Annotated in this window: 19 protein-coding genes and 2 tRNA genes; 8 read left to right on the forward strand and 13 right to left on the reverse strand. The window is 76.0% G+C overall.

The window, feature by feature from the left end:
• Nucleotides 1-62: 62 nt before the first annotated feature.
• Nucleotides 63-329 carry a hypothetical protein gene (locus tag AC067J_RS35610; protein WP_478306400.1) on the forward strand — a complete coding sequence of 89 codons (267 nt, stop codon included), beginning with the start codon at nucleotides 63-65 and terminating at the stop codon, nucleotides 327-329.
• 98 nt (nucleotides 330-427) lie between these two features.
• On the opposite strand, the gene AC067J_RS35615 is transcribed toward AC067J_RS35610, so the two are convergent.
• Nucleotides 428-3697 (reverse strand): S41 family peptidase, encoded by a 3270-nt coding sequence (locus tag AC067J_RS35615; RefSeq protein WP_478306402.1) that lies wholly within the window; start codon nucleotides 3695-3697, stop codon nucleotides 428-430.
• Nucleotides 3698-3921: 224 nt separating this feature from the next.
• Between AC067J_RS35615 and AC067J_RS35620 the strand changes: the two genes are divergently transcribed.
• Nucleotides 3922-5607, forward strand: a complete 1686-nt coding sequence (locus AC067J_RS35620) for a chitinase (RefSeq protein WP_478306404.1) — start codon at nucleotides 3922-3924, stop codon at nucleotides 5605-5607.
• Between the two features lie 98 nt (nucleotides 5608-5705).
• Here AC067J_RS35620 and AC067J_RS35625 read toward each other — a convergent pair whose 3' ends face one another.
• Nucleotides 5706-6068: a MerR family transcriptional regulator gene (locus tag AC067J_RS35625; RefSeq protein ID WP_478306406.1), complete on the reverse strand. Its 363-nt coding sequence runs from the start codon at nucleotides 6066-6068 to the stop codon at nucleotides 5706-5708.
• A 65-nt stretch (nucleotides 6069-6133) separates the two neighbouring features.
• On the opposite strand from AC067J_RS35625, the gene AC067J_RS35630 reads away from it, so the two are divergent.
• Complete coding sequence (locus tag AC067J_RS35630; RefSeq protein ID WP_478306408.1) at nucleotides 6134-7333, forward strand: MFS transporter; 1200 nt, start codon at nucleotides 6134-6136, stop codon at nucleotides 7331-7333.
• 103 nt (nucleotides 7334-7436) lie between these two features.
• Here the strand turns inward: AC067J_RS35630 and AC067J_RS35635 are convergent, their stop codons facing one another.
• Together AC067J_RS35635 and AC067J_RS35640 are read right to left on the reverse strand one after the other, a co-directional pair.
• Nucleotides 7437-8102, reverse strand: a complete 666-nt coding sequence (locus AC067J_RS35635) for a response regulator (protein WP_478306410.1) — start codon at nucleotides 8100-8102, stop codon at nucleotides 7437-7439.
• A 14-nt stretch (nucleotides 8103-8116) separates the two neighbouring features.
• Nucleotides 8117-9319: a sensor histidine kinase gene (locus AC067J_RS35640; RefSeq protein ID WP_478306412.1), complete on the reverse strand. Its 1203-nt coding sequence runs from the start codon at nucleotides 9317-9319 to the stop codon at nucleotides 8117-8119.
• 238 nt (nucleotides 9320-9557) lie between these two features.
• Here AC067J_RS35640 and AC067J_RS35645 point away from each other — a divergent pair, with 238 nt between their 5' ends.
• On the forward strand, nucleotides 9558-10346 hold the full coding sequence (locus AC067J_RS35645; protein ID WP_478306414.1) for a DUF2306 domain-containing protein: 789 nt from the start codon (nucleotides 9558-9560) through the stop codon (nucleotides 10344-10346).
• Nucleotides 10347-10369: 23 nt separating this feature from the next.
• The gene (hemC, locus tag AC067J_RS35650) at nucleotides 10370-11305 is read left to right on the forward strand and encodes a hydroxymethylbilane synthase (RefSeq protein ID WP_478306416.1); all 936 of its coding nucleotides are present in this window, start codon (nucleotides 10370-10372) and stop codon (nucleotides 11303-11305) included.
• 101 nt (nucleotides 11306-11406) lie between these two features.
• Here the strand turns inward: hemC and AC067J_RS35655 are convergent.
• Both AC067J_RS35655 and AC067J_RS35660 read right to left on the reverse strand, forming a co-directional pair.
• Nucleotides 11407-11480 (reverse strand) — tRNA-Lys (locus AC067J_RS35655).
• A gap of 149 nt (nucleotides 11481-11629) precedes the next feature.
• Complete coding sequence (locus AC067J_RS35660; protein WP_478306417.1) at nucleotides 11630-12538, reverse strand: NADP-dependent oxidoreductase; 909 nt, start codon at nucleotides 12536-12538, stop codon at nucleotides 11630-11632.
• A 184-nt stretch (nucleotides 12539-12722) separates the two neighbouring features.
• Here AC067J_RS35660 and AC067J_RS35665 point away from each other — a divergent pair, with 184 nt between their 5' ends.
• Complete coding sequence (locus tag AC067J_RS35665) at nucleotides 12723-14306, forward strand: Na+/H+ antiporter (RefSeq protein ID WP_478306419.1); 1584 nt, start codon at nucleotides 12723-12725, stop codon at nucleotides 14304-14306.
• Nucleotides 14307-14618: 312 nt separating this feature from the next.
• Nucleotides 14619-16280, forward strand: coding sequence for a glucose-6-phosphate isomerase (gene pgi, locus AC067J_RS35670; RefSeq protein WP_478306421.1), 1662 nt, complete (start codon nucleotides 14619-14621; stop codon nucleotides 16278-16280).
• Nucleotides 16281-16491: 211 nt separating this feature from the next.
• Here pgi and AC067J_RS35675 read toward each other — a convergent pair.
• The 6 genes from AC067J_RS35675 to AC067J_RS35700 all read right to left on the reverse strand — a co-directional run bounded on the left by AC067J_RS35675 (nucleotide 16492) and on the right by AC067J_RS35700 (nucleotide 22499).
• Nucleotides 16492-16565 (reverse strand) — tRNA-Lys (locus AC067J_RS35675).
• 220 nt (nucleotides 16566-16785) lie between these two features.
• The gene (locus AC067J_RS35680; protein WP_478306423.1) at nucleotides 16786-17316 is read right to left on the reverse strand and encodes a bifunctional DNA primase/polymerase; all 531 of its coding nucleotides are present in this window, start codon (nucleotides 17314-17316) and stop codon (nucleotides 16786-16788) included.
• A 235-nt stretch (nucleotides 17317-17551) separates the two neighbouring features.
• Complete coding sequence (locus AC067J_RS35685; protein ID WP_478306425.1) at nucleotides 17552-17959, reverse strand: hypothetical protein; 408 nt, start codon at nucleotides 17957-17959, stop codon at nucleotides 17552-17554.
• 252 nt (nucleotides 17960-18211) lie between these two features.
• Nucleotides 18212-19567: an AAA family ATPase gene (locus AC067J_RS35690; RefSeq protein ID WP_478306427.1), complete on the reverse strand. Its 1356-nt coding sequence runs from the start codon at nucleotides 19565-19567 to the stop codon at nucleotides 18212-18214.
• An 8-nt stretch (nucleotides 19568-19575) separates the two neighbouring features.
• Nucleotides 19576-21219 (reverse strand): hypothetical protein, encoded by a 1644-nt coding sequence (locus AC067J_RS35695; RefSeq protein WP_478306429.1) that lies wholly within the window; start codon nucleotides 21217-21219, stop codon nucleotides 19576-19578.
• Nucleotides 21216-22499: a hypothetical protein gene (locus AC067J_RS35700; protein WP_478306431.1), complete on the reverse strand. Its 1284-nt coding sequence runs from the start codon at nucleotides 22497-22499 to the stop codon at nucleotides 21216-21218. Before AC067J_RS35700 ends, AC067J_RS35695 begins: the two co-directional genes overlap by 4 nt.
• 212 nt (nucleotides 22500-22711) lie before the next feature.
• Here AC067J_RS35700 and AC067J_RS35705 point away from each other — a divergent pair, with 212 nt between their 5' ends.
• On the forward strand, nucleotides 22712-23362 hold the full coding sequence (locus AC067J_RS35705) for a histidine phosphatase family protein (RefSeq protein WP_478306432.1): 651 nt from the start codon (nucleotides 22712-22714) through the stop codon (nucleotides 23360-23362).
• A 98-nt stretch (nucleotides 23363-23460) separates the two neighbouring features.
• Here AC067J_RS35705 and AC067J_RS35710 read toward each other — a convergent pair whose 3' ends face one another.
• Nucleotides 23461-25002: a tetratricopeptide repeat protein gene (locus AC067J_RS35710; RefSeq protein WP_478306434.1), complete on the reverse strand. Its 1542-nt coding sequence runs from the start codon at nucleotides 25000-25002 to the stop codon at nucleotides 23461-23463.
• Nucleotides 25003-25106: the final 104 nt, after the last annotated feature.

Raw genomic sequence — 25106 nt, forward strand, 5'->3', positions numbered from 1 at the left:
TGCGCCCGCCGCGTGCCGGTGTGAGAGTGGGACCAGCCCGGAAGTCGTCCGGAGGAGGAGTCATGGGCATCTTCGACAGGTTCCGCCACAAGGGGCACGACGCCGCCGAGGAGGCCAGGTCCTCGCTGGGCGGGGGCCACGAGCAGGACGGCACCGCGATGACGGAGTCCGCCCGGCGCGCTGCGCTCGCCCACGACGAGGCCGCCGACGCGTTCAGCCCCGAGACCGAACGGGCCCGGGAGGCCCGGGAGTCCGTCACGATCACCGAGCGGGAGGCCGAGGAGCGGGCCCGTGAGGACATGACGGCCGAGGGCGACCCCTGGGACTGACCGCACCGGGAGCACCGTAGGGGGCCCCGCCCGCCGGGAGCCCCCTGCACCCGTTCCCGCTACCCCCCCCCGATCCGCCGCCCGCCGCCGCCGTCCCGTCACCGATCCCGGGGCGGCAGCGGCGGGCGGCGCAGGTCCGGCCGGGGGGTGTCGGCGGGCGGGGGGACGGCGGCCGGTGCGTCGTCCAGCAGGTCCAGCGCCAGCCGCACCGCCGTGACCAGCTCGGGGTAGCGGCCGGTGGCCCAGTCCCGGGGCGCGCGCAGCACGTGCACGTCCGGTTCGACGCCCCGGTTCTCCACCGACCAGCCGAGCCCGCCGGTGAACCAGGAGGCGTTCTTCGGCACCGAGATCTGGGTCCCGTCGCCGAGCGTGTGCCGTCCGGTCATGCCGACCACGCCGCCCCAGGTCCGGTTGCCGACCACCGGGCCGAGCCCGAGCAGCCTGATCGCCGCGATGATGACGTCGCCGTCGGAGCTGGTGGCCTCGTCGGCGAGCGCCACCACGGGCCCGCGCGGCGCGTCGCGCGGCCACCGGACCGGCTCCCGGCCGCGGCTGAAGTCCCAGGCCAGCACCCGTCGGGTGAGTTTCTCCAGCACCAGTTCCGAGACGTTGCCGCCGGCGTTCCCGCGGACGTCGAGGACGACCGCGGGCTTGTCCAGCTCCCGCCGCAGGTCCCGGTTGAACTGGGCCCAGCCGGAGCCGCCGAGGTCGGGGATGTGCAGGTAGCCGCAGCGGCCGTCGCTGAATTCGCGGACCAGGGCGCGCCGTTTGGCCACCCAGTCCTGGTAGCGGACGGGCCGCTCGTCGGTGAGCGGGGTGACGGTGATCCGCCGTACCGGGCCGCCCGGGCCGCCCCGTTCCCCGCCCGGAGCGCCCGGGCCGTCCCCGCCCGCCCCGCCGCTGCGCAGGGTCAGCTCCACGCTGGTCCCGCCGGTGCCGGCGAGCAGCGGGAGCGGTCCGCGCACCGGGTCGACGGGGCGGCCGGCCACGGCGAGCAGCTCGTCGCCGTCGCGGACGCCCTGGGCGGCGAGCGGGGCGCGGGCGCGCGGGTCGGAGGACTCGCCGGGGAGGATGCGGTCGAGCAGCCAGCGCCCGTCGGGGGAGCGGTGGGCGTTGGCGCCGAGCAGGCCGAGCGGCTGCTGGGCGAGGGCGGGCCCCTCGCCGCGCCGGGAGGGGGTGACGTAGGCGTGCGAGGTGCCGAGTTCGCCGAGGAGTTCGCGCAGCAGGTCGGCGAAGTCGTCGGGGCCGGCGATCCGGTCCAGCAGCGGCTCGTACTGGGCGACCAGGGCGGGCCAGTCCAGCCCGGACATCCCGGCGTCCCAGAACTGGTCGCGGACGATCCGGGCGGCCTCCGCGTAGGACTGCCGCCATTCGGCGGCCGGGCGCACGGTGTGGGTGATCCGGCGCAGGTCGACGGAGGTGGCGGCGGTGGGGGCGGTGACCGGGAGGATCCGCAGGGTGCCGGCCGAGTAGACGGCGACCGAGCCGCCGTCCCCGGAGACGGCGTAGCCGTCGAGCTTGTCGGCGAGGGTGGTGCGGCTGCCGCGGGCCAGGTCGAAGTACTCCAGGGAGGGGCGGCCGGAGGTGTCGTCGGGGTTGGTGAAGGTCTGCCCGAGGGTGCCGGAGATCGGCCAGCGCAGCCAGACCAGCCCGCCCCGGACGCTGTCGGTGGCCGAGTACTTGGAGGCGAGCACGGGGAAGGGGAGCAGCCGTTCGCCGATGCCCTCGGGGTCGACGTGCACGGTTCCGTCGCCGCCGCCGTCGCCGCGCGGGGCGCCGTCCTCGGCGGGGGCGGCGAACGGGGACGGCGTGTCGGCGGTGAGCGGGACGAGGTAGGGGCGGCAGCCGAGCGGGAAGGAGAGGTCGCCGGTGTGCACGTCGTGCACCGGGTCGAAGCCGCGCCAGGAGAGGAAGGCCAGGTAGCGGCCGTCCCGGGTGAAGACCGGCTGCTCGTCCTCGAAGCGGCCGTCGGTGACGTCGGTGACCGGTGCGGGCACGTCGGTGCGGGTGAGCCGGATGCGGCGCAGCGAGCGGCCGGCGGCGGGCTGGGACCAGGCGAGCCAGTGCGAGTCGGGGGAGAACCGGGCTCCGGCGACCGGGCCGTGGCCGGAGGCGGCGAGTTCGCGGACGGTGCCGTCGGCGGTGCCGAGCAGCAGCAGTCGCCCGTCGGAGGCGACGGCGGCCAGGTGGGCGCCGTCGGGGGAGGCGGTGAGTTCCAGGACGCGGCCGAGCAGGCCGGCGGCGACCACCCGGTGGCCGCGCTGTGCGGGGGCCTGCTCGTGGCCGGGCAGCGGCATGATCTCGACCGCGTCCTCGCCGAGGGCGTCGGTGATCCAGGCGGCCTCGCCGGTGTGGCCGAGGACGACCGGCAGCCGGGTGCGGACGCCGGGGGTGTCGGCGAGGGCCCGGGCGGGGCCGTCGCGGTGGGTGAGCCAGTACTGGCTGCCGCGGACGGTGATCACCCCGGCCCGGCCGGTCTGGTCGCAGGCGAGGTCCTTGACGTGGGAGGCGGCGTTCACCTGGAACGGGCGCCGGCCGGCCCGGGCGCCGCCGAGCGGGACGTCCAGCCGGCGCGGGGCGGGGGCGTCCAGGCCGTCGAGCAGCCAGAGGTCGCCGGCGTGCTGGTAGACGATCCGGGTGCCGTCGGTGGCGGCCTCGCGGGCGTAGTAGGAGGCGTGGTCGGTGTGGCGGCGCAGGTCGGTGCCGTCGGGGCGGCAGGAGTAGAGGTTGCCGATGCCCTCGTGGTCGGAGAGGAAGGCGATCCGGTCGCCGTCGGCGGAGGTGACGGACATCGGTGAGGCGAGGTGGCCGGGGTGGCCCTCCAGGATGCGTTCGCCGTCCACCCAGAGCCGTCCGGTGGCGCCGCCCCGGTAGCGCTTCCAGGCGGCGGGCTCGTGCGGGGCGGCGCCGGTGAGCAGCACGGTGTGGACGGGGCCGGCCTGGGCGTCGCCGACCGGTCCCCAGGGCATCCGGCGGCCGGGTCCGCCGTCGGCGGGCAGGGCGTGCGCCCAGGTGTAGTGGCCGAAGGGCTCGTGGTACGAGGTGACGGCGAGCAGTTCGCCGTCCGGCAGCCAGCCGCGCAGCCGGGTGTCCTGGCTGCCCCAGTGGCTGAGCCGGAGGGCCTCGCCGCCGTCGACGGGGGCGGTCCAGATCTCGGGGGCCAGGCTCTGCCAGCCGGTCCAGGCGAGGGTGCGGCCGTCGGGGGAGAGGCGGGGGTGGCTGACCCGGGTGCGGTCGCAGGTGACCCGCCAGGCCCGGCCGGTGGCGGCGTCGCCGTCGAGCGGTGCGAGCCAGACGTCGTCCTCGGCGGTGAACGCCAGGAGGTCCCCGCGCAGGTGGGGGTAGCGGAGGTAACCGGTGGACGTCACCCCTCCATGCTTCGACGGGGTGTCACGGACGGCAACCGGGGGAGGCCGCGGAGGGCCCGCGGGCGCGGCCGGAACCGGTCTGGACCATTGACACCGAACCGCCGTATCCACTTCAGTGGTCTAGTCCAACTCGTATGCCTGGCCGCGCCGTTCCCCCACCACCGGTGCGCCCCGGCCTGCCCCGGACGTCCCCCACACCCGCGCCTCCGCAAGGAGTCCCCCACATGCGCAGATCACCTGTGCCCGCCGTGCCCGCCACCCGCCGCCGCCCGCGCACGCTGCTGGCCGCCGGCACCGCGTCCGCGGTCGCCGCCGCCACCATGGTCGGCCTCACCCTGGGCCTCGCGCCCTCCGCCTCCGCCGGCGAGTTCCTCGTCAACGGCGGGTTCGAGAGCGGCGCCCTCGGTCCGTGGAGCTGCTCCGCGTCGACCGGCAGCGTCGTCACCGGCCAGTCCCACGGCGGCGGTTACGCCCTGGCGGCGGCCGCCTCGGCGAGCGACTCCGCCCGCTGCGCGCAGACCGTCACGGTCGCGCCCGGCACCACCTACACGCTCAGCGCGTACCTGAAGGGCTCGTACGTCTACCTCGGCGTGGACGGCGGCACCTCCACCTGGACGCCCGGCACCGGCGGCGCGTACCAGAAGCTCAGCGTCAGCTTCACCACCGGCGCCACGCAGACCAGCGCCACCGTCTACACGCACGGCTGGTACGGGCAGGGCACGTACTACGCCGACGACGTCTCGCTGGACGGCCCGGGCGCGCCCAGCCCGACCGCGACGCCGACCGTGACGCCCACCGTCACCCCGACCGTCACCCCGACGGTGACGCCCACGGTGACGCCCACCGTGACCCCGACGGTGACGCCCACCGTCACCCCCACCTCGCCGCCGCCCGGCGGCAAGGCCCTGGTCGGCTACCTGCACGCCAGCTTCGCCAACGGTGCCGGCTACACGAAGGTCGCCGACGTCCCGGACTCCTGGGACTTCATCAACCTCTCCTTCGGCGAGCCGACCTCCGTCACCTCCGGCGACATCCGGTTCAACCGCTGCCCGGTCACCGAGTGCCCGACCGTCGAGTCCGACGCCGACTTCAAGGCCGCCATCGCCGCGAAGCGCGCCAAGGGCAAGAAGGTGCTGATCTCGATCGGCGGCCAGAACGGCCAGGTCCAGCTCACCACCACGGCCGCCCGGGACGCCTTCGTCAGCTCGGTCTCGGCGATCATCGACAAGTGGGGCCTGGACGGCCTGGACATCGACTTCGAGGGCCACTCGCTGTCCCTGCAGACCGGCGACACCGACTTCAAGAACCCGACCAGCCCGGTCGTCGTCAACCTGATCTCCGCGATCAGGACGCTGAAGGCCAAGTACGGGCCGAACTTCGTGCTGACCATGGCCCCGGAGACGTTCTTCGTCCAGCTGGGCTACCAGTACTACGGCTCCGGCCCCTGGGGCGGCCAGGACCCGCGCGCCGGCGCCTACCTGCCGGTGATCCACGCCCTGCGCGACGACCTCACCCTGCTGCACGTCCAGGACTACAACTCCGGCTCCATCATGGGCCTGGACAACCAGTACCACTCGATGGGCGGCGCCGACTTCCACGTCGCGATGACCGACCTGCTGCTCAAGGGCTTCCCGGTGGCGGGCAACGCGAACAACGTCTTCCCGCCGCTGCCGGCCTCCAAGGTCGCCATCGGCATGCCGGCCACCACCAACGCGGGCAACGGCTACGTCGCCCCCGCCGAGGTCAACAAGGCGCTGGACTGCCTCACCAAGCTCACCAACTGCGGCAGCTACGTGCCGAGGGCCGGCGCCCAGCCGGGCCTGCGCGGCCTGATGACCTGGTCGATCAACTGGGACCAGTTCGGCGGCCGGGAGTTCTCGAAGAACTTCGACTCCTACTTCCGCCGCTGACCGGACGGCCGCTGGGCGGCGGCGGGAAGGCCCCCGCCGCTCAGCGGTCCACCCGGGCCGCCCCGCCGCTCAGCGGTCCACCCGGGCCGCCCCGCCGCTCAGCGGTCCACCCGGACGGCCTCCAGGTACTCGGCGATCGCGTCCCGGTTGCGGGTGAGGCAGCGGATCCGCTCGCTCATGCCGGCCAGCTCCTGCTCCAGGGTGGCGATCATCTCCGGGGTGGCGTCCGGGAAGTGGATGGCCCGGGGCTTGTCGAGGCAGGGCAGGATCTGTTTGATGATCCTGGTCGGCAGCCCCGAGTCGAGCAGCCCCCGGATCTGCAGCACCCGGTCCACGGTCGGCTCGTCGTAGGCGCGGTAGCCGTTGGCACAGCGGTCGGCCAGGATCAGGCCCTGCTCCTCGTAGTACCGCAGCAGCCGCCGGGACGCCCCGGTCCGCTCGGACAGCTCGCCGATCCGCATGTGCCCCACCTCACAGCCGGCCTGATTGACCCTCACATCAGTGTGAGGGTTTGAGCATATCGGCCATGCCGACCATCGCCCCTCCCGCCGCCGTCGAGCAGCGGAAACTGCCCCTGCCCGCCCTGCTGGCGCTCGCCACCGCCGTCTTCGTCACGGCCCTCACCGAAACCCTGCCCGCGGGCGTCCTGCCCGCCATGAGCGCCGACCTCGGCGTCGGCGAGTCCGCCGCGGGCCAGGCCGTCACCGTCTACGCGATCGGCACCGCCGCCACCGCCCTCCCGCTGACCGCGGCCACCGCCGGCTGGGGGCGCCGCCGCCTGCTGCTCACCGCCATGGCCGGGTTCGCCGTCGCCAACACCGTCACCGCGCTCTCCGGCAGCTACCCGCTCACCATGGCCGCCCGGTTCGTCGCCGGGGTCGCCGCCGGCCTCGCCTGGGCGCTGCTGGCCGGGTACGCCCGCCGCCTCGCACCGCCCGAGCTCCAGGGCCGGGCGATCGCCGTCGCGATGACCGGCGTCCCGCTCGCCCTGTCGCTGGGGGTGCCCGCCGGCACCTTCCTCGGCAAGGTGCTCGACTGGCGGGCGCCGTTCCTGATCATGACGGCGCTGGCCGTCGCCGTGACCGCCTGGATCGCCGCGACCGTCCCCGAACACCCCGGCCGGGCCCGGGCCGAACGGACCCCGGTGCTGCGCGCCCTGGCCGTCCCCGGGGTGACCCCGGTCCTGGCCGTGACCTTCGTCTTCGTCCTCGCGCACACCGTCCTCTACACCTACATCGCCCCCTACCTCGACCGGCGCGGCATGGGCGACGCCACCGACGCCGTGCTGCTCGCCTTCGGCGTCGCCTCACTGGTGAGCATCTGGTTCACCGGCGCGCACATCCACCGCAGGCTGCGCACCCTGACCGTCGCCGCCACCCTGCTGGTGGCCGCCGCGGCCGCCGTCCTCGGCCTGCTGGCCGACAGCGCCGCCCCGGTCTACGCCGCCGCGGTGCTCTGGGGCCTCGGCTGGGGTGGCATCCCGACCCTGCTGCAGACCGCCGCCGGCGACGCGGGCGGCGGGCAGGCGGACGCCGCGCAGGCCATGCTGGTCACCCTCTGGAACGCGGCGATGGCCGGCGGGGGCGTGGCCGGGGGCCTGCTGCTGGACGGGCTCGGCGCGGACTCCTTCCCCTGGGCCGTGCTGCTCCTGCTGCTCCCCGTCCTCGCGGTCGTCCTCGCCGCCCGCACCCACGCCTTCCCGGCGCGCCGGGAAGGCGCGTCCTGACCGCCGTTCCCGTCAGGACCGGCGGTGCCAGCTCCTCCCCGGTCGGCCCGGCGGGGCCGACCGGGGAGGACCACGCGCTCCGGCCGGCCCCGCCCGGCCGCCGTCAGTACCCGCCCAGCGGGTCCCGGGGCGGCATCAGCCCGCTCCGGTACGAGATGGCGACCGCCTGGGCGCGGTCCCGGGCGTCGATCTTCGCCAGGATCCGCTTCATGTGGGTCTTCACCGTCGACTCGGCGAGCACCAGCACCGCGGCGATCTCCCGGTTGGACCGCCCCTCCGCCGCCAGCCGCAGCACCTCCCGCTCGCGCGCCGTCAGCTGGGCGAGCCGGGCGTCCTCCGCTGTCGGCGGGGGCCGTTCCGGACCACGGCCGACCACCTGCGCCACCAGGTCCCGGGTCACCGCGGGGTCCAGCACGGACTCACCCCCGGCGAGCGTGTGGACCGCGTCGATGAGCCGCTCGGCCGAGGCCCGCTTGAGCAGGAAGCCGGCCGCCCCGGCCCGCAGCGCGCCCCACACGTAGTCGTCGTGGTGGAAGGTGGTCAGCACCAGCACCCGGGTGGGCAGCGCGGCGGCGGTGATCCGCCGGGTCGCCTCCACCCCGTCGATGCCGGGCATCCGGACGTCCATCAGGACGACGTCCGGCTCCAGCCGCCGGCAGAGCTCGACCGCCCGCAGCCCGTCCGCGGCCTGGCCGACCACCTCGATCCGGTCGTCGGTCTCCAGCACGAGGGCCACCCCCGCCCGCAGCAGCGCGTCGTCGTCGGCCACGACGACCCGGACGGTCACGGGATCGGGAGCACGGCACGGAGCCGGAAGCCGCCCCGCTCGCCGCGCTCGTGCTCGACACTGCCGCCGAGCATCGAGACCCGCTCGGTGATGCCCAGCAGGCCCCGGCCGGGCGTGTACCCGCCGTCGGCGCCCCGGCCGTCGTCGCTCACCTCGATGTCGAGCGAGCCCCCGGCGCACCGGACGGTGACCGAGACCGTCCGGGCCCGGGCGTGCTTGACGGTGTTGGTGAGCGCCTCCTGGACGATCCGGTACGCCGACACGTCGAGGCTGCGCGGCACCCGCCGGGCACCCGGGTCGACCCGCACGTCCACCTGCAGGCCAGCCTGCTCCAGCCGTCCGGTGAGCCGGTCCAGGTCGGCCAGGCCCGGCTGCAGGGCGGGCCCGCCGGGCAGCTCGGCGCCCCGCCGCAGCAGCCCGAGGACGCGGTCGAGGTCGTCCAGCGCCTCGCGGCCGCTGTGCTCCATCCCGGAGAGCAGCTCGCGGGTGCGCTCGGGCTCCCGGTCGAGCAGCCGGCGGGCGGCGCCGGCCTGGACCAGCACGACGTTCAGGGTGTGCCCGACCAGGTCGTGCAGTTCGCGGGCCAGCCGGGCCCGTTCCTCGGCCACGACCTGCTGGCGCAGCCGCAGCCGGGCGGCCTCCCGGTCCTCGGCCCGCCGGGCCGTCCCGTAGCCGACGGCCCAGCCGAGCAGCCAGAGGAAGAGCACGCCGGCGGGGATGGCGGGGTAGGTGCGGGCGAGGTCGGTGAAGTAGGCGGCCATGCCGAGCAGGGCGGCGAACGGCCCGAGCCAGGCGCGCCGGCGCGTCCCGTGCAGGCCGAGCGAGTAGAGGCCGACCAGGTTCGCGTACGGCGAGACGGCGCTGGGCAGGACGAACAGCGCCTCCGCCGAGAGCGCCGCCGAGCCCACCAGGTAGCCGGCCAGCGGCAGGGTCCGCCGGACGGCCAGCGCGCCGGCCACGACCGTGCTGAGCACCAGCGCGGCGGGCAGCCCGCCGCGCAGCGCGTCGGCCGCCTGGAACCGGTCGACGGCCATGGCGACCAGGGCCACGCTCGCCAGCGCGGCGTCCCTGGGGTTGGTCCGGAGCCGGGCCGGCAGGCCCGCCCGGTCGGACCAGGCCGCCGGGACCAGCCGGCCCAGCAGGTTCGGCAGGCCCGTCCGGACCGCGCTGATCGGCCGGATCACGGACGGAGGGCTCATGGCGGCTCCCGGGTCAGGGCGGTGACCGCCGCGCGGTGGTGCGGGCGCACGGGCCGAACGGTAGCGGCGGCCGGCCGGGCCGCGCATCGCCCTGCCGGGGTATTCCGGCACCCTCCGCCGGGTGGTGCGGCGCCCGCCGGTACCGCCTCCGGGGGTGCCCGGCCGACCGGCCGGAGCAGGCCGGACCACCCCGGCGGGCGGACGTGCGCGACCGGCCCGGATCCGTACCGTCCGGGGCATGAACGCTCCGGACCCCCGTGCCCCGACCGGCACCCCCGCGCCGCCCGCGCCGTCCTGGCCGCCCGTGCCGCCCGGACCGTCCGCGCCGACCGCTCCTTCGCCGCCGCCCGCAGCCGCCGGGGCCCCGGGCCGGGCCGGCACCGGCCGGGCGCGCCGGGCCGGCTGGTTCGCGGTCACCGCGCTGGCCGCCGCCACCGCCCTGCTCACCTCCCGCTACCTCACGCTCGACCCCGAGGTCTTCCTGGACGAGCAGCGGGCGGTCTACCTGGCCAACCGGCTCCCGCTCGTCCTGCACGTCGGCGGCGGCGTGCTGGCGATCCTGCTCGGCCCCTGGCAGTTCCTGCCCCGGCTGCGCGCCCGCCGCCCGGGCCTGCACCGGACGATCGGCCGGGTCTACCTGGCCACCGTCCTGGTGACCGGCGCGGGGGGCCTGGTGCTGGTGCCGAAGGCGCTGGTCGGCCCGATCGCGCCGATCGGCTTCGGGACGCTGGACGTCCTGCTGCTGCTCTCCACGGCCGTCGCCTGGCGGGCCGTCCGGCGCGGCGAGATCGCCCGCCACCGCGCCTGGATGACCCGCTCCTACGCGCTGATCTTCGCCGGGGCGACCCTGCGGGTCTGGCTCGTCGTGGCGGACGCCGTCGGCGTCCCGTTCGACCAGGCGTACGCGGCCGCCGCCTGGACGAGCTGGCTGATCAACCTGGTGGTCGCCGAGTACCTGATCGCCCGGGCCCCCGCGCCGGCCCCGGCGCGCCACCTCCGTCCGGGTGACCGGACAACGGACGCTTAAGACTGACTGCCTATCATCCAGACATGACCAGCGCAGAGTTGATCCGCATCGTCTCCCGGTCCTCACCCATGGCGCTCGCCCAGGTCGAGCGGGTCCGGGCCGAACTCGCCGCCCTACACCCGGGACTGCGCACCGAGGTGGTGCCGGTGACCACCTCCGGGGACCGGTGGATGGGCGACCTCGCCCGGCTCGGCGGCAAGGGCGCCTTCACCAAGGAGGTGGACGAGGCGCTGCTCGCCGGCGAGGCCGACCTCGCCGTGCACTGCCTCAAGGACGTGCCGGCCGACCGCCCGCTGCCGACCGGCACGGTGTTCGCCGCCTACCTGCGCCGCGACGACATCCGCGACGCGCTCGTCCACCCGGGCGGCCTCACCCTCGACGAGCTGCCGGCCGGCGCCCGGATCGGCACCTCCTCGGTCCGCCGCCGGGCCCAGCTCGCCGCCTCCCACCCGCACCTGGAGTGCGTGCCGATGCGCGGCAACGCCAACAGCCGGCTGGCCAAGCTGGCGGCGGGGGAGGCGGACGCCCTGCTGCTGGCGCTCTCCGGGCTGGAGCGGATCGGCGAGGCGGCGCGGATCAGCGAGGTCCTCCCGGTCGAGACGATGTGCCCGCCGATCGGCGCCGGCATCCTGGCCCTCCAGTGCCGCATCGAGGACACCGCCACCATCGGCGCCGTCGCCGGCCTCGGCGACCACCCGACCTGGCGCGAGGCGAGCGCCGAGCGGATGTTCCTGCACGTGCTGCAGGGCCACTGCAACTCGCCGATCGCCGGCTACGCCCGGGCCGAGGCGGACGGCCGCCTCTCGCTGCGCGGGCGGGTCTTCACCCCGGACGGCAAGCAGATCCTGGACGCCCACGAGTGGGCCGGCTCGCTGAGCCCGGAGGACCTCGGCACGGCGACCGCCCTCGCCCTGAAGCGGCAGGGCGCCTCCGAGCTGATCGCCGCCATCCCGCACTGACCCCGGCGCCGGGCCGCGCCCCCGCGGGGGCGCCCGGCGGCCGCGGGGCGCGGAAACGCCGGAAGGCCCCTCGCTCTCACGAGGGGCCTTCCGGCTGTCTGTGCGCCGCCAGGGACTCGAACCCCGGACCCGCTGATTAAGAGTCAGCTGCTCTAACCAACTGAGCTAGCGGCGCCTGCTGACGGCAGGAACATTACCTGGTCAGCGGCCGAAACGCACAATCGGCCCGGCGCCCGCCCCCGGCACCCGCAGCACCCCGCACCCGCGGCGGCCGCGGTCCCGGCCCCCCGCACCCGCGGCGGCCGCGGTCCCGGCTCCCCGCCGTCACGGCACGAGGACGACCTTGCCCCGGACGTGCCCGGCGCCGACCAGCCGGTGGGCGTCGGCCGCCCGCCCCAGCGGGAAGGCGTCGGCGATCTCCACCCGCAGCACGCCCGACTCCCAGAGGCCGACCAGTTCGGCCAGCCGGGCCGCCGTCCGCTCCCCGCGGATCCCCTGGACGCCCAGCCGCCCGGCGCCCGGGTAGTCGACCACGGTGCCGATCCGGTCCCGGTCGGCGACCAGCTCGACGGAGGCCTCCAGCGCGCCGCGCCCGGCCGCGTCGAAGGCCGCGTCCACGCCCTGCGGGGCGAGGGCCCGGACCCGCTCGACCAGCCCCTCGCCGTAGGTGACGGGGATCGCGCCGAGCTCCCGCAGGTAGTCGTGGTTGCGCTCGCTCGCGGTGCCGATCACCGTGGCGCCCCAGGCCCGGGCCAGCTGGACGGCGACCGTGCCGACGCCGCCGGCGGCGCCGTGGACCAGCACGGTGTCGCCCTCGCCGACCTTCAGCTGGCCGAGCGCGATGTGCGCGGTCTGCCCGGAGGCGGAGAGCGCCCCGGCCTGCTCCCAGGGCATCCCGGCCGGCTTGCGGACCAGCCGGGCGGCGTCCGCGACGACCAGTTCGGCGCTGCAGCCGAGCAGCCGGAAGCCGAGCACCTCGTCACCCGTCTCCCAGCCCTCGGTGCCGGGGCCGATCCGGTCGATCACCCCGGAGAACTCGTTGCCGGGGACGAGTCCGGGCGCTATGTCGACACCGACCGGGGCGTGGCCCTCGCGGATGGACAGGTCGACCGGCTGCACCCCCGCCGCGTAGACCCGGACCCGCACCTCGCCCGGCCCGGGGACGGGGTCGGGCACCTCGGTCACCCGCAGCACCTCGGGACCGCCGAACCGGGGGACGGTGACTGCCTTCATGGGGGGAGCTCCTGCCTGCTCGGTCATCGGGCCTCGATCATCAGACATGAAGCCTGCTTGAGGTCAACCCCTATCCCCGGCGCGTTGCCACAGTTGAGAGCATTGTCAGATTTATCCTCGACGGCGGCCCGGATCACGTCCGGAACCGCCGCCGCACCCGTCCGCCGCCGAGAGGAACCTCCCCGTGGGCCAGCTGCCCCTGCTCTTCCTGGTGCTGCTCGCCTCCGTGGTGACCATGCCGCTGGCCCGCCGGACGGGCGTGCCGCAACCGGTGCTGATGACCCTGCTCGGCATCGTCATGGCGGTGGTCCCGCAGATCCCCGACATCGCCATCGACCCCGACCTGATCCTGCCGCTGGTCCTGCCGCCGCTGATCTTCGCCGTCGCCCGGCGCTCCTCGGTCCGCTACTTCAAGGCCAACATCCGCTCCATCCTGCTGCTCGCCGTCGCCCTGGTGGTGGTCACCACCGCCGCGGTGGCCGGCGCCGTGCACTGGCTGCTGCCCGCGCTCCCGGTCGCCGCCGCCATCGCGGTCGGCGCCCTGGTCTCACCGCCCGACCCGGTCGCCGCCGTCGCGGTGGCCGGCAGCGTCGGCCTGCCCCGGCGCCTGGTGGCGATCCTGGAGAGCGAGGGCCTGTTCAACGACGTCACCGCGATCGTCATCTACTCGCTGGCCATCGACGCGGTCGTCGGCGGCGACTTCTCGGCCGGCCACGCCGTGCTCCGGTTCGTCCTCTCGGCCGTGCTCGCCGTCCTCATCGGCATCGCCCTCGGGTGGGCCAACACCAAGCTCGCCTCCTACCTGGAGGACCCGACCCAGCAGGTAGCGCTCAACCTGCTGGTGCCGTTCGCCGCCTACAGCCTGGCCGAGGAGATCCACGGCTCCGGCGTCCTCGCCGTCGTGGTCTGCGGGCTCTACCTGGCCGAACGGGCCGCCGACGCCGACGCCGTCTCCTACCGGCTGGTCGGCAACGCGTTCTGGGAGATCGTCGAGATCCTGATCACCGGCGTCGCCTTCGGCCTGATCGGGCTCGAACTGGCCACCGTCCTCAAGGAGGCCGGCTCCGGCTGGACCAGCATGCTCGGCGACGCCGCCGTGGTGATCGCCGTGGTCGTCGTGGTCCGGCTGCTCTGGCTGCTGCCGGCCGGCTGGCTCTCCCAGAAGCTGCGGGCCGGCTCCGAGGAGGACACCCCGATCAGCTGGCAGGAGAGCGTGGTGCTCTGGTGGTCCGGGATGCGCGGGGTGGCGACCGTCGCGCTGGCCCTGGCCGTCCCGCTCACCCTCGACTCCGGCGAGGCCTTCCCGGAGCGCGGCCGGCTGGTCTTCATCGCCTTCAGCGTGGTGCTCTTCACCCTGCTGGTCCAGGGCCTCACCCTGCCCTGGCTGGCCAAGTGGCTCCACCTCGACCTCGACCACGACAAGCACGAGCAGCAGGTCCGCCTGCTCTGGTGGCGCGCCGCCAAGGCCGGCCTCGTCCGGCTCGGCGAACTGGAGGACGAGGACAAGCTGCCCGCCGAGGTCGCCGACCGACTGCGGGACCGTCAGCACGACCGGCTGGCCCGGCTCTGCCCCGAGAACTACGCGGAGGAGGAGGCCACCGAGGCCAAGCAGCGCCTCGCCCAGTGGCGCGCCGCCCACAGCGTCGAGCAGGAGATGATCGCCGCCTCCCGGCGCGAGATGCTGGTCGCCCGCGCCGAGACCGGCGCCGACCCGGAACTCGTCGACCAGGTGCTCCGCGGCCTGGACCTGCGCTCCGAACGGAAGTGACGGGCCGTCCGGGCCGGCCCCGCCGCCCGCCCGGACGCCGGGGGCCGTGAAGCCCGGACACCGGGGCCGTGACGCCCGGTCGGACGGGCCGTGACATCCGGGCGGCCGCACCGCGGCGCGCGCCTGAACAGCGGCGACCGCCGACCGGACGCCGACGAACGGAATGCGCACCCCGGGTCCCGACGTTGCATAGGCTTGCCCCGGGCAAGGCCGCCAACGGAGTCGGCGCACCCCCGGAACCTGCACGACCTCGCGAAACCCTCCCGCCTGGCCCTGCCGGTATCCGCACCCAGACGAAACGAGGAGCAACCGATGTCGGAGACCCGCGCCGACGCCCGAACCCCGCTGGACCGCACCCCGCAGTGGGCCGCCCTCGCCAAGCACCGGGAGGAGTTCGGCGAGACGCACCTGCGCGACCTGTTCGCCGCCGACCCGGAGCGCGGCCGCCGCTACACCCTCCAGGTCGGCGACCTGCACGTCGACTACGCCAAGCAACTCGTCACCGACGAGACGCTGGCGCTGCTGCGCGAGCTGGCCGACGCCACCGGCGTCGCGGCCCTGCGGGACGCCATGTTCCGCGGCGAGAAGATCAACACCACCGAGCACCGGGCCGTCCTGCACACCGCGCTGCGCGCCCCGCGCGGCGCCGTGATCGAGGTCGACGGCGAGAACGTGGTGCCCGGCGTCCACGCCGTGCTCGACAAGATGGCCGCCTTCGCCGAGCAGGTCCGCAGCGGAGCCTGGCGCGGCCACACCGGCGAGCGGATCCGCACCGTCGTCAACATCGGCATCGGCGGCTCCGACCTCGGCCCCGCCATGGCCTACGAGGTGCTGCGCTCCTACACCGACCGCGGCATCGACGTCCGCTTCGTCTCCAACGTGGACGGCGCCGACCTGCACGAGGCCGTCCGCGACCTCGACCCGGCCGAGACGCTCTTCGTCGTCGCGTCGAAGACCTTCACCACCATCGAGACCATCACCAACGCGGTCTCCGCCCGCAACTGGCTGCTCACCGGCCTGCGCGCCGACACCGACGCGGTGGCCAAGCACTTCGTCGCGCTCTCCACCAACGCCGAGGGCGTCGCCGACTTCGGCATCGACACCGCCAACATGTTCGAGTTCTGGGACTGGGTCGGCGGCCGCTACTCCTACGACTCGGCGATCGGCCTCTCGCTGATGATCGCCATCGGCCCGGACGCCTTCCGCGAGATGCTGGACGGCTTCCACCTGGTCGACGAGCACTTCCGCACCGCGCCCCCCGAGGAGAACGTCCCGCTGCTGCTCGGCCTGCTCGGGGTCTGGTACGGCGCCTTCTTCGACGCCCAGGCGCACGCCGTGCTGCCGTACTCGCACTACCTGTCGAAGTTCACCGCCTACCTCCAGCAGCTGGACATGGAGTCCAACGGCAAGTCGGTGGACCGCGACGGCAACCCGGTGAACTGGCAGACCGGCCCGGTGGTCTGGGGCACCCCCGGCACCAACGGCCAGCACGCCTACTACCAGCTGCTCCACCAGGGCACCAAGCTGATCCCGGCCGACTTCATCGGCTTCGCCCGGCCGGTCGCCGACCTCCTGCCCGGCCTGGTCGCCCAGCACGACCTGCTGCTCGCCAACTTCTTCGCGCAGACCCAGGCGCTGGCCTTCGGCAAGACGCCGGAGGAGGTCGCGGCCGAGGGCGTGCCGGCCGAGCTGGTCCCGCACAAGACCTTCCGCGGCAACCACCCGACCACCACGATCCTGGCCGGCGAGCTGACCCCGTCGGTGCTCGGCCAGCTGGTCGCCCTCTACGAGCACAAGGTGTTCGTCCAGGGCGCGATCTGGAACATCGACTCCTTCGACCAGTGGGGCGTCGAACTCGGCAAGGTGCTCGCCAAGCGGATCGAGCCGGTGCTGCTGACCGGCGAGGGCGCGGAGGCGCTGGACAGCTCCACCGCCGAGCTGGTCGCCCGCTACCGCGCGCTGCGCGGGCGCTGACACCGCCCGGGGCCGGCCGGGGGCTCCACCCCGGCCGGCCCCGGAGGCCCGCGCCCCGGAGGCCCGCGCCCCGGAGGCCCGCGCCCCGGAGGCCCGCGCCCCGGAGGCCCGCGCCCCGGAGGCCCGCGCGGGGTGGGCCCGGCTTGGGCCCGGCGGTGTCCGGAAACGCCGGAAGGCCCTTCGCTCTCGCGAAGGGCCTTCCGGCTGTCTGTGCGCCGCCAGGGACTCGAACCCCGGACCCGCTGATTAAGAGTCAGCTGCTCTAACCAACTGAGCTAGCGGCGCCTGCTGACAGAGAAGACTTTAGCAGCGGGGCGCGGCCCGGCCAAAATCGAATACCCGCACCCGGCGCCGGGCCCGCCCCGCGCCGCCCGGGACCGCGCCGCCCGGGACCGTGCCGCCCGGGACCGTGCCCGCCCCGCCCTGAGAGGCACCGCTTCGCCTGGCCCCGCCCCGAGAGGCCCCGCTTCGCGCCCGGGGACGGGGCGCGGCCGCCTCCGCGACCTCAGCGCAGGGCGGCGGCCGGCTCCCGGGCCGCCCGGACACAGGCCCAGAGCACCACCGGGGCGCCCGGCAGCCACGGCTCCCGGCTGTCCGGGGCGACGATCCACCGGCCGGCGCCCAGCCCGGGGGAGTCCGGGCTGTTCACCATCCGCTGCACCGGCGGGACGGTCACCGCGTCGCCCTGCCCGTGGCAGAGCAGGGGCGGTACGTCCCGGGCCCACTCCTCCCAGGCCAGCAGCCGGCGCAGCCGGGCCGCCGCCCCCGGCCGGACGAACAGCAGCGTCCGACCCCGGTAGGCGGCCACCGGACCGCAGCCCGGCCCCGAGGCCCACAGCTCGTCCAGCACCCGGCGCCCGAACAGGGCGGGCATGCTGATCACGTCGAAGGCACGCCCGCAGGGCAGCACCGAGGGCGCCCACGGGCGGGACTCCCAGAGGGCGCGCATGCTGCGCGGGTACTCGCTGGCGGAGGCGAGCCAGGCCTCCCCGGCCACGGTCACGTACTCCACCGACTGATACGTCCAGATGTCCACGCACAGCAGGGTGGGGTGTCCGCGGCGTGGCCGGGAGGGAAAGCGCGGTTTACCGGACAGCGGAGCGGCCGGGGGCGTACTCTTCCGCTTTCCCCGGGCATATGCCAGCGGCGGCGGGGAGGGCGGCGCCGACGCGCGGGGCCGGGGATCCGGCCCGGGACGTGGCCCGGAACGAGGCCCGGAACGGGGCCCGCGGCGCGGGTCCGGGCCGGTGTCCCCCCGGCCCGGACCGGTCTCAGTCCTCGTGCCGGCGGGGCTGGAGCAGGCTGCGGCCGTACTCGACCATCTTCGCCGCGTAGTCCGGCGTCCAGTCCGCCCGGCCCGCGATCTCGGCCTCCGAGAGCGCGTCGAACCGGCGCGGGTCCGCCAGCTGCGCCGCGGCGACCGCCTGGAAGTCGGTGGCCCGCTCGGCGGCCGCGCGGAAGGCCAGCGCCAGCTCGGTGGAGCGGCGCAGCAGCTCGGCCGGGTCGTCTATGGACTCCAGATCGAAGAAGCGCTCCGGCTCCGGTTCGTCGGCCTGCGGCTCGAACAGCAGCTGCACCGGGCGCTGCCGCCGGCCGGGCGCCGTACCGGCACCCGCGCCGGGACCGGCCGCCGCGGCCGGGCCGCTCGGGTCGGACGCCTGCGCATGGGAGTCGGGCATGGACGGACACCTCCGGGTGCTCGGTAGGGGCGGGCGGCGGACTGCTCGGGACGGGCGCCGCCCGGTCGTGGCCGCCGTCCATTGTCTCGCGGCGGCGGCCGGTAACGGAACGGTGCGAGTCCGGGCGCTATTCCCACCGGGTGCGCCGGGGGCGTGCACCTGCGGTGCCGGCGCCCGGCGACCCTCCTCGGTGACCTCCGGCGACCTCCCCGGCGGCCGCGCCCGGGTGCGGGCGATCGGGTGCGGGGGAGCTCAGCGGCCCAGCCGCACCCGGTGGTCGGCCAGGTGGTGCAGCACCCGGTGGTTGGCCTCCCAGCCGTCGGGGAAGGTGACCGGGACGCCCAACTGCACCGGTTCGGTGGCCGGGTGCTCGTCCAGCAGTTCCGCGATCCCGGCCCGGGCCACCACGATGCAGGCGTGCCGGTGGCGGGAGGCCAGGACGCAGAGCCGGCCGGTCTCCAGGTGGAACGCGGTCGCGTCGGGCCGCCCGGAGAGCGGGTGCAGCACCACGGTGACGTCGTACTCCCGCCCCTGCAGCCGGTTGGCGGTGTCCACCGTCACCGCGGCCCCGGCCGTCGGGTCGACCGGCACCCCGGCCCGGACCAGCGCCGCCCGGACGGCCGCCGCCTGGTCCCGGTGGGCGGTGCCGACCGCGATCCGGCCCGGTGTGAGCGGCGCGGACCCCTGCTCGGAGTGGGCCGTCAGCCCGCGCTCCAGCAGTCTGCGGACGGTCGCCGCGACGGCGGCGACCGCCTGCGGATCGGTCCGCACGGTGTGCCGGGCCGGCAGCTCCAGCAGTGCCCAGCCGTGCTCGGCGGCCCGGTCGATCGCCGCGTCCAGCGGGGTGCCGTCCGGGCGGACCGCCGCCGTCAGCCGGCGGTCCTCCGGGCCGGTGCCCGAGCGGAACGGCGTGTACGGGTAGAACGCGCCGGAGATCAGCGGCGCCGCGCTGGCGGGCAGCCGCCAGGACACCGGCAGCCGGTGCGGCTCGATCTGCGGGTTGTGCGCCAGCAGGGTGACCACCGCACTGCTCGACGGGTCGTACGACAGGCCGGCCCACTGCTCGGTGCCGACCACCGTGAACGGGTCCAGCTGGCCCGGATCGCCGACGAACAGGGCCCGTTCGAACAGCCGGGCCACGGCGAGCAGCGCGTCCGAGCGCATCTGGTACGCCTCGTCGACGATCGCGTGCCGCCAGGGCTGCTCGGCCCGCACCCACTGCCACTTGGCGGAGGTGGAGATCACCACGTCCAGTTCGGCGAGGTCGGCGACCTTGTCGGAGGGCGTGACGTTGGCGTGCCGCAGCACCTCGGGCCCCGGCCGGGAGTCCGCCGCGTGCAGCCGGCCGATCGTCAGGTCGGACGCCTTCGCGGCCAGCCGGTCCACCAGGTCGTCGACCTGGCCGTTGGTCTGGGCGACGATCATCAGCCGCTCGCCGGACGCGACCAGCTCCCGGGCGGCCCGCACCACCAGGGTCGACTTGCCGGCGCCGGGCGGCGAGTCCACCACCACCCCGCGCGGTGCGCCGACGGCCGGGTGGATCGTCGCCGCCAGGATCCGCGCCACCGCGGCGTCGGCGGCCGCGCCGGGGGTCTGCTCGGTACTCATCGGCCGGATCACTCCCAATCCTCGGTGGCCGCGGGGGCGGCCGCCGTCAGGGTGACGGTGGCACCGGGCGGGCCGCCGTGCGTCCACGGGGTGTCGTCCGGATCGGGCAGCGGCGCGGCCTGCCGGACCGTCAGTTCGAACAGGGTGAAGGTGACCCGCTCGCCCGGTTCGGGCAGGCTCCCCGGCTCGGGCTCCTTCCTGCGCCCCATCCCGGAGAGCATCCGCACGGTGATCGTGCCCGCCGTCCGGTCGACCGCCGCGATCTGCGCCTTCTGCGCCGCCGGTCCTCCCCCGGACTCCGGCCCGGGGGACGTCCGCACCCGGTGCGCCTCCCGGCCGAGGTCGGCGTGCGGGCGGTCGTCGGTGCGGACCGTCACCAGCGGACGGGGCTTCGGCGACCGGCCCGAGGTGTCGTAGTCCGGCACCACCTCGGTCACCACGCCCGTGAACGCCTCACCGGCCAGCCGGTGCTCGGCCATCGCCAGCGGGTCGTCCAGGGCCTCCTGGACGTCCAGCCGGGACTGCTCGCGCTCGCGCTGGGCCAGCTTCCGGGCGGCCGTCACGGCGTCGTCCACCCGGGGCTGCGGCGGCTCGCCGGCCGCCAGCCGGTCCCGGTGGCCGGTGTACGACCAGCGGTCGCCGGTCCAGCGCTCCGCCAGGTGGCCCCCCGGGGGCAGCGTGCGCAGCAGGTCCAGACCGTGCCAGACGTCGTGCCAGGTGGGCAGCAGCTGCTCGGCGTGCACGGCGCGCAGCTGCTCGACCGCGACCCGGACGGCCTCCCGGGCCCGCTCGGCGGCGGCCGGGTCGCCGGCCGCCGGGCCGTCCGACAGCGCGGCCAGGGCCGCCGCGGCGGCGTCGTAGCGCGCGATCGCCGGGGCGAGCGCCTTCGCGTCGAAGACCGGGTCGGTGGCCGGGCCGGCGGGCGGGTGGAGCAGCCGGCCCTCGGCGTCCCGCGCGGTCTCGGCCCGCTCGGCCGCCTCGGCGCCGGTCAGCCCGGGCGGCGGCGCGTGCCAGGCGAGCAGGGCGGCCAGGTGCTGGTCCTCCAGGTGGCTCTGGCCGGTCGCCCAGTGCCGGGCGAGCAGGCCGGTCACCGGCAGCAGCAGGCTGGAGCCGGGGACCATCGCGCGGTCGGTGAGGTGGGTCAGCCAGCGGCCGAGCAGCGGCACCCGCACCGGCGCCGGGTACGGGCCGGGCTCCTCGTCCTCGGCGGTGCGCCGGAACCGGGTCGAACGGCCGAGCAGCGCGAGGTGGCGGACCCCGCCCGTGTTGGGCACGATCACCTGCGGCGCGTCCGCGCACAGCTCGCGGAAGACCTGGGTCTTCTCCCCGGTCTCCGGGTCCTTCTCGGAGCCCTCGATCTGCTCCACGTCGTCGCCGAAGGACTCCAGGTAGGGCAGCAGGTCGGCGGCCAGCTCGGCGAGGAAGTCGAAGCGCTGCGTGCGGTTGAGCGGCTGCGGGACGATGTGCAGCCGCGGTGCGTCCCGGTCGGTGCCGAGCAGCACGGCCAGCGGCGCGCCTGCCTCGCCGGCCGCCGTCAGCGGGACGACCACCATCGGCCGGTCGGACAGGTGGCGGTGGCGGACGGTCGCCAGCGGTTCGGCCCGGCTGCTGCGGACGGCCTCCAGCCGGGCGAGGGTGGTCAGCAGGCTCACCGGGCGCCTCCGGCGGCGGGCAGCGGGCGGCCCAGGGCCTCGGCGCGCAGCGCGGCGGCGTAGGCCAGCCGGGCGGCGGCCTCGTCCTCCGCGTGCCCGTCCCGGGTGCCGCCGCCCCCGGCGGCTCCGTCGCGGGAGCCCCCGGCCTCGGCGCCGCGCCCGGCGGGCGGGCCGTCGTGGGCGACGGTCAGTGCCTCGGTGACCGTGCGGATGGTGCCCAGCTCGCCGCGCACACCCCGGCCCAGCTGTTCGACCCGGTCGTCGCAGCGGGCCCGGGCACGGCAGTGGAACCCCAGTTCGCAGGCGGAGAGGCAGTCCGGGCTGTAGGCCGCGGGCACCGCCTCGACCGACCCGGCCAGCTCCTCGGCCGAACGCACCGGGGCGCCGCTCCCGTCGGGGGAGAGGTCGAAGTCCGCCCCGGGCGGCAGCGCGTCCAGCAGCCGGTCGATGCCGGTCATCCGGCTGAGCTGGCGGCGGGTGGTGGCCAGCTCCCGGCGGACGTCCACCGGGACGGCGGTCGGCCGGTTGCCGAAGTCCTTGGGGCAGACCAGCAGCACGGTCGACCGCGGGCTGCCCGGCAGCCGCTGCTCGGCGTACGGGTCGGGGTCGGGGTCGAGCCCGGCCAGCGCGGCGGCGGTCTCCTGGAGCGCCAGCACGTAGACGGCGGCCTGCCGGGCGGCGGCGCCCACCTTGGCCGGGTCGGCGCTGCCGTCCAGCACCGGGAAGGACTTGATCTCGACGACGGTGCACCGCCCGCCGTGCACCACGACGGCGTCCGGCTCCAGGTAGGCGGTGGATCCGGCGACGGTGAGCCGCAGCAGCGGGTGGTCGAGCAGGGTCCAGGCGTCCGGGTCGGCGGCGGCCTCCGCCAGCGCCGCCGCCGTCCGGTCGGCCCGGACCGCCGGACCGGAGGAGCGCAGCAGGTCCGGCACGGCGAGCGGGGTGCCGCCGTCGTCCGGGAGGCCCAGCCGGTGGCGGAGCGGCTCCAGCAGTGCCGCGTAACCGTCCTCCTTCAGCCGGGACTCGAAGATGACGCCGCGCGCGAGGGCGAACGGCGACTGTCCGAACGGGGTGGGGTGGCCGAGCCGGGCGGCCAGCGCGGACTTGTCCACCCCGGCCGCGTCCAGCACGGCCCGGCGGTGGCACCCCGGGTTGGCGGCCAGCGCGGCGAGGGCGCGGGCGTTCAGACTGCGCTGCGGCGCCGGTCCGCGCAGCGTGGCGAGCCGCTGGGCGAGCGGCTCCGCGGGCCCGCCGGACGGGGCGTTCGTCGAGACGTTCATGGTGCGGCCCAGTGTCGCATCCGGGTCCGACAAAGCGGCGGGGCCCGGCCGTTGGCGGCCGCGACCCGGATCCGGGCGGTGTCGGGCCCGGGGCCCGGGGAGTCCTGCGGGGCGGCCGGGATCGTGGGCGGCGCACGGGTGAGGGATCATGGAGACCGGTGCTCAATGGTGAGGCCGACCGTCGACTCCGTCCCGTGCGCGAGGAGCCTGCCATGCCCGCCCGAATCCTGCTGGTCCGCCACGGCGAGACCGAGTGGTCCGCCACCGGCCGCCACACCGGCCGTACCGACATCCCGCTGACCGAGGAGGGCCGGGCGATGGCCCGGGCGCTCGGCGCCCGGCTGGCCAAGGCCCCCTGGGGCGGTCTGCCCGACGCCCTCGTCTACACCAGCCCGCTGGACCGCGCCAAGGAGACCTGTGCGCTGGCCGGCCTCGGCGACCGCGCCGTGGAGCGCCCCGAACTGCTGGAGTGGGACTACGGACAGTACGAGGGCCGGACCGGCGCCGACATCCGGGCCACCGACCACCCCGGCTGGCTGATCTGGCGCGACGGCGTGCCCGGCGGCGAGAAGCTCTCCGACGTCGCGGCCCGGGTGGACGCCCTCCTCGCCGACCTCAACGAGACGCACGGCGTGCCGCACCCGGACACCACCGTGATGCACTGCGCCGACCGCGACGTGGTGCTCTTCGCCCACGGTCACCTGCTGCGCATCCTGACCGCGCGCTGGCTGGGCCTGCCGCCCGAGTACGCCCAGCGGTTCAAGCTCGGCACCGCCGCGCTCTGCGTCCTCTCCTGGGAGTACGGCGCGCCGGCCGTCGAGGTCTGGAACGACCTCGGGCACCTGGAGGGCCTGAAGCACTGACCTGACGCCGGGCCGGCGGCGGGCCGACGCAGGGTCAGGCCGCCTCCGGGTCAGGCCGCCGTCGGGTCAGGCCGCCGTCGGGTCGGGCCGCCTCCGGGTCAGGCCGCAGTCGCCACGTCGTACTCGGCCAGGAACCGCCCCACCTCCGGCACGCCCCGGTGCGGGCGCAGCCGCTGCGCGGTGTCCGCCAGCATGGAGCGGATCCGGGCCGAGCGGACCTCGTCGAACAGCGCGACGGCGGCCGACCCGTGCTCGGCCGCGCCGGAGAGGTCCCCCCGGCCGAGCCGGTCGTGGGCCAGCTCGGCGGTGTACAGCACCCGGTTGCGGACGAAGTGCGGTTCCTGGAGCGTTATGGCCAGCCCCGCCTGCTCGCTGGCGCGGTCCCAGTCACCCAGGGCGGACCAGCACTGGGCCCGCAGCCCGGCGAGTTCGGCCTCGCCGAAGAACGACATCCACTCCGGGTCCGCCTCGGAGGGGCCGCGGTCGAACAGCAGGCAGGCCCGGGAGACCGCCCGCTCGCAGGCGGCGCGGTCCTGCAGCAGGGCCCAGCCGCCGGCCTCGCGCATGGCGAGCAGGGCGCGCAGCCGGTCGGAGTCGAGCCGACGGGCCGCGGACTGCCCGGCCTGGGCGGCCCGCAGGGCCTCGCGGGGGCGGCCGGCGTCCCGGGCGAGGAAGGCGCTGTTGCAGAAGACGTGCGCCTCCAGCGCGGCGTCGCCCGCCATCCGGGCGGTCGCGAGCGCCTCCGCGTAGAACGAGCGGGCGTCCGCCAGCCGGTTCGAGTCGTGCGCCAACCAGCCGACCGAGACGGCCAGTTCGCCGGCTCCGGCCTGGAGCCTCCGCTCGGTCTCGGTGGAGTACTCGCATGCGTCGAGCAGCAGGTAGGCCGTCCGCAGTGACCGCCCGGCCAGCTCGAACAGGGCGTCGGCGCCGTGCGCGTCGTCCGCCAACCGGATCTCCCGGACCGCCTGTTCGACGCCGAGCGCCTCGGCCGTGCCGACCTTGCGGGGCGGCGGAACGGCACCCGGGCGGCCGGGTACGAAGGCGACTGCGGCCAAGGGGGTGCCGGGGCGGTCGATGCCTGCCGCGGTGGCCAGCGCGGCAGGGCCGCCGGCCAGGAACGTACGGCGACGCACGTCGTCGTTCTCCTCGTCGGAATGGTGCGGTTCGTCGGGCCTCCCGGGCACCGCCGCGAACCTCGGCACCGGGGCTCCGACCGGTGGGGGCGGTTCCGCGTACGGCGAGGCAGCGTACGGGAGTCGGATGGAGAGCGGTGTGCGCGGGGCGGGCACGGACGGGAACGGCGGGTGGAGCGGGGGTGGCGTCCAGGCCCCGTCCTCGGCACCGACGCCGTCCGTCGGGCGGCGTCGGACGGCGTCCCGGGGGGCGAAGCCGAGGTCGGTGAGGGAGCGGTCCGGCCACATGTGCCGGAACACCCGCTCGTACGCGTAGTTGGGGCAGCGGATCTCGCCGGACTCGACCCGGCCGACGTAGCGGGCGTCGCAGGAGACGTGCTCGCCGATCTCGCGGGCGGCCCGGCGCACGGCCATGGCGAACTCGCCCGGAGAGCGGTCGCCGCGCAGGGCGCGCATCACGGTGTTGGGTGACGGGCGGTTCGGCTTGGCCGGTGGGGTGGCTGCCATGGTGCGCTCCGTGGTCGTGCGGGGTGGTGGTGCGAGGGCTCGGGCGGCGGTGGGGCGGCGGTGGCGCCCGGCCACGGGTGGGTCCGGTGGGGCCCGGTGGTCGC

This window comes from Kitasatospora sp. NPDC042419 (assembly GCF_056437345.1).

Bases quoted from the DNA above. Each gene is read 5' to 3' on its own strand.
- AC067J_RS35610 (WP_478306400.1), top strand. From the start codon at position 63: ATGGGCATCTTCGACAGGTTCCGCCACAAGGGGCACGACGCCGCCGAG.
- AC067J_RS35620 (WP_478306404.1), top strand. From the start codon at position 3,922: ATGCGCAGATCACCTGTGCCCGCCGTGCCCGCCACCCGCCGCCGCCCG.
- AC067J_RS35625 (WP_478306406.1), bottom strand. From the start codon at position 6,068: ATGCGGATCGGCGAGCTGTCCGAGCGGACCGGGGCGTCCCGGCGGCTG.
- AC067J_RS35630 (WP_478306408.1), top strand. From the start codon at position 6,134: ATGCCGACCATCGCCCCTCCCGCCGCCGTCGAGCAGCGGAAACTGCCC.
- AC067J_RS35640 (WP_478306412.1), bottom strand. From the start codon at position 9,319: ATGAGCCCTCCGTCCGTGATCCGGCCGATCAGCGCGGTCCGGACGGGC.
- AC067J_RS35645 (WP_478306414.1), top strand. From the start codon at position 9,558: ATGAACGCTCCGGACCCCCGTGCCCCGACCGGCACCCCCGCGCCGCCC.
- hemC (WP_478306416.1), top strand. From the start codon at position 10,370: ATGACCAGCGCAGAGTTGATCCGCATCGTCTCCCGGTCCTCACCCATG.
- AC067J_RS35660 (WP_478306417.1), bottom strand. From the start codon at position 12,538: ATGAAGGCAGTCACCGTCCCCCGGTTCGGCGGTCCCGAGGTGCTGCGG.
- pgi (WP_478306421.1), top strand. From the start codon at position 14,619: ATGTCGGAGACCCGCGCCGACGCCCGAACCCCGCTGGACCGCACCCCG.
- AC067J_RS35685 (WP_478306425.1), bottom strand. From the start codon at position 17,959: ATGCCCGACTCCCATGCGCAGGCGTCCGACCCGAGCGGCCCGGCCGCG.
- AC067J_RS35690 (WP_478306427.1), bottom strand. From the start codon at position 19,567: ATGAGTACCGAGCAGACCCCCGGCGCGGCCGCCGACGCCGCGGTGGCG.
- AC067J_RS35700 (WP_478306431.1), bottom strand. From the start codon at position 22,499: ATGAACGTCTCGACGAACGCCCCGTCCGGCGGGCCCGCGGAGCCGCTC.
- AC067J_RS35705 (WP_478306432.1), top strand. From the start codon at position 22,712: ATGCCCGCCCGAATCCTGCTGGTCCGCCACGGCGAGACCGAGTGGTCC.
- AC067J_RS35710 (WP_478306434.1), bottom strand. From the start codon at position 25,002: ATGGCAGCCACCCCACCGGCCAAGCCGAACCGCCCGTCACCCAACACC.